Origin of the sequence: Klebsiella sp. MBT K-1 (genome assembly GCF_002556465.1) — a bacterium.
GTDB lineage: Bacteria > Pseudomonadota > Gammaproteobacteria > Enterobacterales > Enterobacteriaceae > Klebsiella > Klebsiella grimontii.
Window position 1 is genome coordinate 237175 of record NZ_PDEL01000011.1, and the last position, 6881, is coordinate 244055.

Annotated in this window: 6 protein-coding genes; 2 read left to right on the forward strand and 4 right to left on the reverse strand. The window is 58.0% G+C overall.

Annotated elements, in window-relative coordinates:
- Positions 1 to 12: 12 nt before the first annotated feature.
- Together CMQ96_RS18330 and CMQ96_RS18335 are read right to left on the reverse strand one after the other, a co-directional pair.
- The gene (locus CMQ96_RS18330) at positions 13 to 654 is read right to left on the reverse strand and encodes an amino acid ABC transporter permease (RefSeq protein ID WP_004132432.1); all 642 of its coding nucleotides are present in this window, start codon (positions 652 to 654) and stop codon (positions 13 to 15) included.
- Positions 655 to 703: 49 nt separating this feature from the next.
- Complete coding sequence (locus CMQ96_RS18335; RefSeq protein WP_004132430.1) at positions 704 to 1555, reverse strand: transporter substrate-binding domain-containing protein; 852 nt, start codon at positions 1553 to 1555, stop codon at positions 704 to 706.
- Between the two features lie 234 nt (positions 1556 to 1789).
- Between CMQ96_RS18335 and CMQ96_RS18340 the strand changes: the two genes are divergently transcribed.
- On the forward strand, positions 1790 to 3256 hold the full coding sequence (locus tag CMQ96_RS18340) for a PLP-dependent aminotransferase family protein (RefSeq protein WP_098067120.1): 1467 nt from the start codon (positions 1790 to 1792) through the stop codon (positions 3254 to 3256).
- Positions 3257 to 3280: 24 nt separating this feature from the next.
- Here the strand turns inward: CMQ96_RS18340 and CMQ96_RS18345 are convergent, their stop codons facing one another.
- Together CMQ96_RS18345 and CMQ96_RS18350 are read right to left on the reverse strand one after the other, a co-directional pair.
- A complete protein-coding gene (locus tag CMQ96_RS18345; protein WP_024358862.1) occupies positions 3281 to 3922 on the reverse strand; it encodes a LysE family translocator in 642 nt (213 codons plus the stop codon).
- 308 nt (positions 3923 to 4230) lie between these two features.
- Positions 4231 to 5565: a PLP-dependent aminotransferase family protein gene (locus CMQ96_RS18350; protein WP_004132425.1), complete on the reverse strand. Its 1335-nt coding sequence runs from the start codon at positions 5563 to 5565 to the stop codon at positions 4231 to 4233.
- A 108-nt stretch (positions 5566 to 5673) separates the two neighbouring features.
- On the opposite strand from CMQ96_RS18350, the gene CMQ96_RS18355 reads away from it, so the two are divergent.
- A complete protein-coding gene (locus tag CMQ96_RS18355; RefSeq protein ID WP_098067121.1) occupies positions 5674 to 6564 on the forward strand; it encodes a DMT family transporter in 891 nt (296 codons plus the stop codon).
- Positions 6565 to 6881 lie beyond the last annotated feature (317 nt).

The following is a 6881-nucleotide window of genomic DNA, read 5'->3' on the forward strand; positions in this document are numbered from 1 at the left end:
CACCTCCTGTATTTATCGCGCCAGACGTTTCGCTTTACGCTCGGCCATCCCCTGCAGTTTCAGCAGCAGGCCAATAATCACCACGTACAGTAGACCCGCCGCCAGAATTGGCGAAAGAGGTTCATAGGTGACCGAGGAAATTCGGTTAGTGACGCGCGTCAAATCCACCACGCCAATCACCGCAATGGCCGGGCTACCCTTGATCAGGAACGACATCTCGTTAACCAGCGCGGGCAGGCTTTCAATCCACATCTGCGGCAGCATGATATAGCGGAAGTAGGCCCAGCGACGCATTCCTACCGACTCCGCCGCTTCCCGCTGTTCGCGGGGGAAGGTGCGAAAGGCGTTGCGCCAGATTTCGGCGTTAAAGGCCGAGGTATTGAGCGTCAGCGCCACAATCGCCGCGACGTTTTTATCGAGGTTGATCCCGACGGTCGGCAGAGAAAGAAACAGGAACAGCACCAGCGTGACCAGCGGCGTCGCGCGGGCAAGGCTGATATAGACCACCAGCAGCTGATCGATAACCGGGATACGCAACATGCGCACCAGGGCAATCAGCAGACCGATCGCCACGCCAAAAGCAATGGCGATGGCCGAAATCCAGAGGGTCGTCCATGCGCCTTCAATCAGTAACTGCCAGGAAATTGCATCCATGAAGCCCTCCTTCACCTAAACAGGCGGCGGTTTCCCGCCGCAGAACCCATTACAGACCGGCTAATTTATGGAACTGTTCCGGGCTGGTGATTGGCACGTTCGGAAGATCGTCATAGGTTTCGCCAAACCACTTTTTCTGTAGTTCCGCGAGCTTGCCGGTCTCCTTCATGTGGTTCATAAATTTGGTCATATAGGCCAGCAGCTGCGGCGAGTTTTTCGGGATCGGCCACGCCATATAGCCCGGGCCGGATACCGCCAGCCCCTTGGCGAACACCTTCGGTTTGGCCTTCGCCAGATCGTTGACTGAGATAACCACGTTAATCACGTAATCCAGCCGTTTGTTGGCAAGGTCGGCGTAGGCTTCAGGATAGGAGGGATACTCCACCACCGGCCCCAGCTTGCCGCCGGTTTTCTCCAGCATCGCTTTCAGTTCCGGCAGCCGCGCCAGCAGCGCGCTGCCCGCCTGGACGCCCACTTTTTTCCCGCTCAGTTCGGCAATGGTGTTCAGGGAGTTATCGCCCGCGCGTTTAACAAAATAGTGCTGCGCTGACGCCCACGGCGGCGTGAAATCAAAAACCTTGAGACGGTCGTCGGTAATCACCGCGCCGGTTAACGCCATATCGTATTGCCCGGTGGAAACCGCCGCCAATAATCCGGTCCACGGCAGAATGCTCTGGTCAACGTTGAATTTCGCGTATTTACGTAATTCATCGAGCATATCTTTGTTAAAGCCATCCGCCTGGCCGTTATTCATAAAGTTAAAAGGCGCGTAATCATCTTCGGTCGCGACTTTCAGGGTGCCGGATTTTTCTATTTCCGGAAGATCTGCGGCGGCTGCGTGATAAGAAAAGGCCATCGCCATGATGGCGCCCAGACAAATTGAACCTAATGATTTGTTCATTAATTCACCCCTAATTAATTCGCCAGACGTGTTCATTCCAGAACATGAAAAGGTTTTGCAAAATATGTGCCGACGGAAGTTCCGAACCGCGACTGATGAATGCGTTTTTACTGTAGGGAGCGTTTTTAATTTCCGGATAGAGCCAGATTCACCGCGCGGATGTGTCAGTCATTCTCAGGGTGGTATGGAATTTGCTCGAGTTTCTGTACTGAGCGTTTGAGTAAGGAGCCTGGCATGATCCGACACCTGTTACACGTTGATTTCGACCCGCGCCGCGGTTTGCAGGAGCAGGTGCGCGAGACGCTGATTAACGCCATTCTGGGCGGTATTTTTTCCGCCGACACGCCGCTTCCCTCCTGCCGCCAGCTGGCCAGCCAGCTGCGGGTATCGCGTAACACCACGGCGCTGGTTTTTGAGGGGCTGGTTAACGAAGGCTATCTGCTGAGCCGTCCGCGCAGCGGTTACTACCTGCACCCGGATTATCAGCATGCCAGCCGCGCCGCCGCGCCGGAAGCTGCACCCCAGGATGAGCGTTCTGCACCACGCTGGGGCACGCGGCTGCAAATCACGCCCAGCCAGCAGGAGTCGATTCTGAAACCGGCCGGCTGGATGAACTACCGCTATCCGTTTATCTACGGTCAGCCGGATACCCGCCAGTTTCCGCTGGCGACCTGGCGTTCGGCGGCAAACTGGCTGCACGGCGGCGTGCGCGACCCGGCGTGGGTGGTGGATCATATCGATCAGGACGTACCGATGCTGATTGAGCAGATCCGCACCCGGGTGCTGCCCAAGCGCGGCATTGTCGCCTCGCCGGACGAGATTCTGATTACCCTCGGTTCGCAAAACGCGCTTTACCTGCTGACGCGCCTGCTGATGTCATCCAGCACGCGCGTTGGCGTGGAGAATCCCTGTTTTCGCGAGGCCATTAACACCTTTCTGCTCGCCGATACCGATATCGTGCCGCATCCGGTGGATGAGCAGGGGATCGTCCTCAATGACGCCCCCTGCGATTACTACTATGTGACGCCCGGCCACCAGGTGCCGACCGGGGTAGCCATGAGCAAAGCGCGGCGCAGCCAGCTGCTGGAGCATGTCGCTCACCATGACGCGGTGATAATTGAGGACGATTACGACTCTGAAAGTAACTTTATGCTCAACCCGCTGCCGGCGCTGAAGGCCAGCGATCGCTGCGGTAGAGTGATCTACGTGAGCAGCCTGTCAAAAGCGCTATCGCCGGGCCTGCGGCTGGGCTTTATGGTCGCTGACCCGGATCTGATTGATGAAGCCCGGGCGCTGCGCCGTCTGGTGTACCGCCATCCGCCGACCAATATTCAGTATCAGATGGCCCATTTCCTCGCCCAGGGCCACTATGAAACCCACCTGCGGCGCTACCATTACGACTCGGCCCAGCGCTGGGACCGTCTCAACAACGCGCTGCAGCAGCATCTGCCGGAGTGCCAAATCATCCCCGGCAGCGAACACGCCAACGCGTTCTGGCTGGCCACGCCGGAGCAAATCAACACCCAGCAGCTGACCTGGCGCGCCGCCCACGCCGGGGTGCTGATTGAGCCCGGCGCGCGGCATTTCCTCAGCGACGCGCCGCCGGCTAACTTCTTCCGGATGGGGTTTCACGCCATTAATCCTGACGCTATCGAACAAGGCGTGGAGGTGCTGCGCGGCCAGCTGGCGCAGATGGGCTGAGCGCCGGGCCCCGCGTCCTCACGGTCATGATGACAAATAAGGGTGAACGGCGGAAACAATCAGACCGACGGCAAAACACATAAAGACGATGCCACCGGTTTTATTCAACTTAACAAAGGCATTCCCGGACGACATTTTCGTTTTTACGCTGTGTGCGAAAAGGCCGTAGAGTGAATGAATGACAACAACCAGAATACAGAAGGTTATCGACAGCACGCTGAACTGCGGAATAAAGGGCTGCTGGGGATGAATAAACTGGGGGAACAGCGCCATAAAAAACACAATGGGTTTGGGATTAAATAGCGACACCAGCAACCCCTGACGAAACCGGTAGCTGGCGGAAGGTATCACGTCCTCTGAAGACGAAAGAGGTTGATTCAGTACGCGGGGCACCGAGCGATAGAGTTTTATGCCCAGATAGATCAGATAGGCCGCCCCGACCCCCTTGACGATCAACAGCGTCAGCTGAGAAGTGGTAATCAGCACGCCAACGCTGCTGGCGGCAATAATCGAGATGACCCCCATTCCAACCGCCACGCCGATGATCCCCGCCATCGCATTACGCAGATTGTAATTCAGCGTGTTGGTCAGCGTCAGTAATACTCCGGGTCCGGGACTGGCAATGGTCAAACTGGCGATCAGAATATAAATGTAGAGCTGCTGCATTGAAAAAAGATCCTGTACAGAACAGGGCGCCACTCCGCCCCTGAAATGATTAACGACGTAGTATCTTCAGGACGTGCGTGCGCTCAGCGTCAAAAGCACAACCGTACATGATTTTTTGTACACTACAGTAACAATTTTAAATTGTCATTAAATTTAAAATTATCCATATAATTCATTAAAATAAATAATAATCGTTTATTTTAATATCATTATCCTGCTATTTATCCCTTAAAAGATTACGGATAAGTAAACCTGTATAACGCAGCTAAAACGCCATCGTTATTATCCCGGCGACGATCGCCGATGGACTAGCGGTATTGTTCAAACTCCACGGCTTCGCGAACCTGGAGCAGCGCCGCGCGCAGGCTATCCAAGGGGACTGAACCAAGGGCGATGCGGAGCGCCTGCGGCACGTTCGCGGCAGCGCAAAACGGTTCGGCGGTCGACACGGAAATATGGCGATCCATCAGCATTTTCACCAGCCGATCGGCCCGGCTCTCCTCGCCCAGAGGCAGCCAGAGGAAGTACGAACTCGGATGGCTCACAAAGGGAAGCGCGCCGAGCGTCTCACGCGCGAGCGACTGCCGCAGCCGCGCATCCCGTCGTTTCTGCGCCGCAAAACGCGCAACCGTCCCATCATCAATCCAGGCGCAGATCAGCGAGCTCATCAGCGAAGGGGTATTCCACGTCGTGGCCCGTATGGCGCGTACAATCTCAGACCGATAGCGGGACGGGCAGATAACCGCCCCCACGCGCAGCCCGGTGGCGACGTTTTTCGAAAAACCGGTGATATAAACCGTTCTTTCCGGCGCATAGCTGGCCAGCGGCGGCGGCGGATTGCGGACCAGCCAGGCGTATGCGGTATCTTCAATAATCAGCAGGTCATGCAGGCGCGCGAGGTCCGTCAGCGCCTGCCGCTGGCGAGAAGTGAGCACCCAGCCGAGCGGATTGTGCAGCGTCGGCATGGTATAAACCGCCCGTACCCGCCGCTGCCGGCACAGCTGGTGAAGCGCTTGCAGATCCGGCCCCTCCGCGCGACAGGGGATCGCCACCAGTTCCAGATGATAAAGCGCGGCCAGGGCCTTAAAGCCCGAGTAGGTCAGCGCATCAACCGCCACCACATCGCCGGGGCGCAGAAGGCCCATCACGGTCACCGCCAGCCCGTGCTGGGCGCCGCTGACGATCAGCACGTTTTCCGCGTCGGGCGCAAAGCGGCTACCGGTCAAATGGCGGGCGATAGTTTCGCGCTCGGAGAGCCGCCCGGCATGAGGCTGGTAGCGCAGATGAGATTCAATATCCCCCGCCATCGCCAGCCGCCTGAGCGCCTCGCGCAGCGCATCCCCCTGCGCCGGCAGCGAAGGATAGTTGAAGTTGAGATCGATAACATCGCCCGCCACCGACTGCTGATCGACGCCGTGCCCCGGCGGCAGCGAGATATCCCGCACAAAGGTGCCGCGCCCGGTTTCGCCGCTGACCAGCCCCATTGCTTCCAGTTCACGATAAACGCGGGTGGCCGTGGCCAGCGAGATGCGTTCATCGGCGGCAAGGGTACGATGGGTCGGCAGACGGGTTCCGGCCGGCATCTGTCCGCGATGAATCGCCTGCGCGTATCTGTCGACAATGGTTTTGTATCGGGCTTTCATCGGTGAATGTATCTATGACAATAATTTGATTGTATTAGATTAAGAACACTACCATCGCTTCAGACATTGCTCAAGCGGGCACTGCACAGCCAATATTGCGAGGTTAGCGTGGTAGATTCAGCGGTTCATAACACAGCTCCGGGGCCGTGGTCCGGATGGCTTAATGGTTTGCTGGGCGTCATCATTTTTAGCGGTTCGCTGCCCGCGACGCGTCTGGCGGTGCTGGAGATGGACCCTTTTCTATTGACCTTTCTGCGCGCCTCCATCGCCGGGCTCCTGGCCATCGTGCTGGTGGTCGGCTTTCGCCAACAACGCCCGCACCTGTCGCAGCTTATGCCGCTGGCGATTGTCTCGTCAGGGGTGGTGATCGGTTTTCCGCTGCTCACGGCGCTGGCGCTGCGACACGTCACTTCAGCGCATTCGATAGTTTTTCTTGGGCTTTTGCCGCTGACGACGGCCATTTTTGGCGTGCTGCGCGGCGGCGAACGTCCGCGTCGCGCTTTCTGGATCTTTTCGGTTATTGGCAGCCTGCTGGTGGTGGGATTCGCCCTGACGCAAAACGCGGCGGCGTCGCTCAGCGGCGATCTGCTGATGCTGGCGGCGGTGATCGTCTGCGGCCTGGGCTATGCGGAGGGCGCGAAGCTGACCCGGGAGCTCGGCGGCTGGCAGGTGATTAGCTGGGCGCTGATTATGGCGCTGCCTTTTATGCTGGTGGCCTCGTGGATGACCCGGCCAGCGTCATGGGGCGCCCTGACGGTATCGACCTGGGCTGCGCTCGGCTACGTGTCGGTTTTCAGTATGCTTATCGGTTTTATCTTTTGGTACAAAGGGCTGGCCGCTGGCGGTATCGCCGCCGTCGGCCAGCTCCAGCTATTACAGCCATTCTTCGGGCTTGGCCTGGCGGCGGCGCTGTTGCACGAAACCGTCAGCCCCGTGATGCTGGCGGTGACGCTGGGCGTGATTCTGTGCGTTGTCGGTTCGCGTAAATTTGGCCGCTGAAGCCGTTCCCAAAGGCGGGTTGCTAATATTGCCCTGGTAGCCCGGACAGGCGCGCAGCGCCGCCTCCGGGACGGTGTTGAGGGGTTCCGTTCATTATTATCCCGCAGAAAATGTCTCACCGTGGAACGTGAACGGGTGAAGGGGGAGAAAACCGTCTCCCCCTTTACAATCCCCGCGGTCCGGCAAAGAAATCGGAGCTACGCACTGCGCTCATCTCCCGGTTCGCCGATTTCAGCGGGGGCCAGGGCATCGCTGCATATCACGTTGTTTCAGAGACATATCCGCTGCTGCATGAAAATCTCCCGGAGGCGGCGCGT